Origin of the sequence: Escherichia sp. 94.0001, assembly GCF_013369155.2 — a bacterium.
Classification (GTDB): Bacteria; Pseudomonadota; Gammaproteobacteria; order Enterobacterales; family Enterobacteriaceae; genus Escherichia; species Escherichia coli_F.
The window spans coordinates 1-3,210 of the sequence record NZ_JABWMS020000132.1 but is presented as its reverse complement, the minus strand read 5'-3'; the positions used below and the strand labels follow the sequence as shown (position 1 = coordinate 3,210).

Sequence of the window (3,210 nt, the reverse complement as noted above, 5' to 3'; positions counted from 1 at the left end):
AGAGGTTCAACCCGGCTCCAGTCCAGAATACGCAGTTCTTTGATCTGCCCCCGGGCATTACGGATTTTCAGCACCACCGTATTGCCATGACGCAGTTTGGCGTTCAGCCACAGTTCAAAAAACTGGATGCGGTTCTGCTGGGCGTTGGGACGACGACAGAGGCGGGCAATATCCCCCCGGCGCGTTTCCCTGCGTATCCCATGCGCATCCGTCTGCATAAGACGCAGCCGCATTTTGGCGATATCCTGGGATATCAGCGAAATACATGCAAACACCGCATGAAAGGAGAGGACGGCTTCAGGATCGGCTTTCACGCCCTGCTGCCAGGCGCCGGAAAAGGGCTCAGCCACCGCCTGAAACAGGCTGGTCCAGCCCGCCTCTCTTACGTCACGTCCTGATTTCTGGTTTTTTCGGGTTCGCCGTAAAAGGTTCCACATTCGCCATGCTCCGCATCACGTTTCTTTTTCTGACCTGCCGGACGTCGCACCGTGATGTACTCCGCCTTTCCCAGGCGAACCAGCACCTCCGCACACGGCTGTGCCACATCACGGATATCCCCGGCCCGGGCATCATGCGTGCCCTGCAGATATCGGATCTTTGCCATAACCTGTTACGGGAGGCGCACGCCTCCCGTCCTCCTTATCAGACTCAGCCGCCGGACGCACTGCCGTAGTTCACTCCGGTGATCACCGCCACCGCCGCAGTACGGCGACGACGCCAGTTGATCCAGCGCTCCGCACGGATGGCCACGCTGCCTGTCTGGAACATGGAAACCAGCTCCACCGGGGACGGCGTGGTACTGTCGCCGGTCGGCTCAGACTGCATTTCCAGTGATGCCTCGCGGGACATATCCACTGCCACGCCGCCGTCATCCGCCAGATAAATATCCGGGGCATTCACCAGCACCAGCTGGTCACCCACGTACTGGGAGACAATCACCGGCAGCCCCTGGAAGGAGCCACCCAGCAGGGTCATGTCCGGGTATTCCTTCTGACCCAGCGCATTTTTACGCATGGACAGTGCCAGGGCATTGGTGCTGGACATCAGCCAGACCGCACCGGTGGGCTGCAGGTTTGCTGCCACAAACTGTCCAAACGCAGCCTCTGCATCCGCATCCGGGTTACCGGTTGATGCCGTGCCCTTCACATCATGGGTGATGGACGCCGGGGAGACATCTGCCACTGCGGCTTTTTTCGGGTCCACAAAGTCTGTATCCAGACGCGCCACCACCGCTTCCGCCAGCGCATTACGGACCAGTGCATCAGCAGCCGGACTGGAAAAACGGATCAATTCTTCCGTCAGTACCGCAATGGCCGACACCTTCGCATGACTGAAGGTGATGGATTCAAAATCAAACTTCGTCAGGGGTTTTGCCTTACCCTCACCCACCCAGCCGGCAGCACCGCCGGACACCTGGGCGTGCACACGGATATTGAATGGCACCTGACGAAGTGCAGGGATCCCGCCCTGACCAAATCGCCCGATAATGGTCTGCGGACGCAGGTAATCAATAAAGTCCTGTGCGTATTCCTGATATTCAGACAGGCTGCCTGCCCACTGCGGATCCGTGGTGGTCCCCGCGCCCACTGCCGATTTCAGGACATGATGCAGACGACTGTCATCCGGATACTGACGACGGGCCACTTCCAGGGCTTCAGATCGGACGCCTTTAGCCGCAGCCAGCGATTTGGCAAAGCGGGCGAAGCCAATCCCCTTATCCAGTTTCTGCTCCACACGGATCACCGGCGCAGAAGCCACCGCGGCCACATTCCCGTTACCGGCCTGTTTCACCGGCTGCGCCGTGGCGGCCTTACCGGCTTCCAGTTCACGCAGGCGCTTCAGGTGCGCATCCACCTGACGGATTTCCGCTGCGGTGTTGTCGTAATGCTCTTCCTCCTCCACATCCAGCGTGCGGCCTTCCTCTGCGGCTTTGGTCATGACCTCCTCAAGGGAGGCTGCCAGCGCTGCACGCTTGTTTTCAAAACTTTTAATCTGTTCGCCAATATTCATTATGGTCTTTTCCTTATGAAAAACGGTTGTTGACTGTGCCGCAGCGCCGGCAGAAGATGCGATTTTCACCACCGGTTTCCGGTTGCCGGACGCGGCAGAAAACGGGCGGTCGTAAGATTTAATGGTCCGGATGGTGCATTCCGCATTCGCGGGCACGGTGACGGCAGACACCTCCATCAGTTCCCAGCGCAGAAAATGCAGTCCGCCTCCGTCCAGAAAGGTGTATTCATGGGGACGGAAGCCCACGGACAGCCCCCTGACCAGCCCGGTCTTAATGGCCGCCCAGACCTCATCCAGCCGGGCAGCCAGTTGCGACGGCATATCCGGTACGGGCTTCACCAGTGTTGCCGTGATTTCCAGACCTTCACTGACCCGACGCACCGTACACTGGCCTACAGGGCGGGAATGGTCATGCTGCCAGAGAAACGGGATCGCACTGCCAAACTCCGCCCCCTCCGGCTCCAGGATGTCACCATCCCGATCCGGAGAAGGCGTTGACGCAATCCCGGTGATCACCCGTTCATCCTCACTGAAGGATTTCACCGTCAGCAGGGAACAGGCCCGTTTAAGAGTCACATCAGCCTCCTGAAAATAAAAAAACCGCCGGAGCGGTTCGTGATGGTTACAGTGTGAACAGGGTTATATGAAAAAAACCGCATATTCTTTCTTTTTCGGTTCCGGGTTAAGGGACATCAGGGAGACCGCATTGAACAGCGCCATCAGCGGGTCAATTTTTCCCCGTCCACTGGCCTGTTTGGTGATAAGAATGGCGTTACCTTTAGGCTCCACCCGGGCATTGCCGACACACCAGGCCATCAGGGGCTGGTCACCATGCACCAGCACCCCTTCAGCCAGTTTGCGCTCGGTGGTTTTAATGGCCCCGCCCAGTTTCCAGCCCTGGCTTATCCCCACCACAATTCCGTCGGGGATCCCGGCTTCCGCCAGTGAATCCAGAATCTGCCCCACCCCTGACGGGTCAATACCGATATGGTCCAGTAACTCAGCCTCATGAATGCGACGCACATATTCCGCCACTTCCGCCGTGTCATCCCCGACACGCCGGACAATGGTCATATCTCCACAGGCAACAAGATCCTGAAACCGGGACGCCTCGCTCTTCCGTCGGACCACCGCGGTTTCATGCGCCCAGGCATGGCCCCAGCCCAGCCATTCGCGGGTTTCCCTGTCACGGCCAGTCAC

Annotated in this window: 4 protein-coding genes; all 4 read right to left on the bottom strand. The window is 58.8% G+C overall.

The window, feature by feature from the left end:
- A partial coding sequence (locus HEN33_RS24440; RefSeq protein WP_183083493.1) for a phage portal protein occupies positions 1 to 437 on the bottom strand: 437 nt, incomplete at its 3' end.
- Positions 383 to 604, bottom strand: coding sequence for a hypothetical protein (locus tag HEN33_RS24435; RefSeq protein WP_001063099.1), 222 nt, complete (start codon positions 602 to 604; stop codon positions 383 to 385). The genes HEN33_RS24435 and HEN33_RS24440, both read right to left, overlap by 55 nt.
- A gap of 44 nt (positions 605 to 648) precedes the next feature.
- Positions 649 to 2,586, bottom strand: a complete 1,938-nt coding sequence (locus tag HEN33_RS24430; RefSeq protein ID WP_000173031.1) for a phage major capsid protein — start codon at positions 2,584 to 2,586, stop codon at positions 649 to 651.
- Positions 2,587 to 2,649: 63 nt separating this feature from the next.
- Positions 2,650 to 3,210 (bottom strand): terminase TerL endonuclease subunit (locus HEN33_RS24425; protein ID WP_024241611.1); only part of this gene is annotated, 561 nt, incomplete at its 5' end.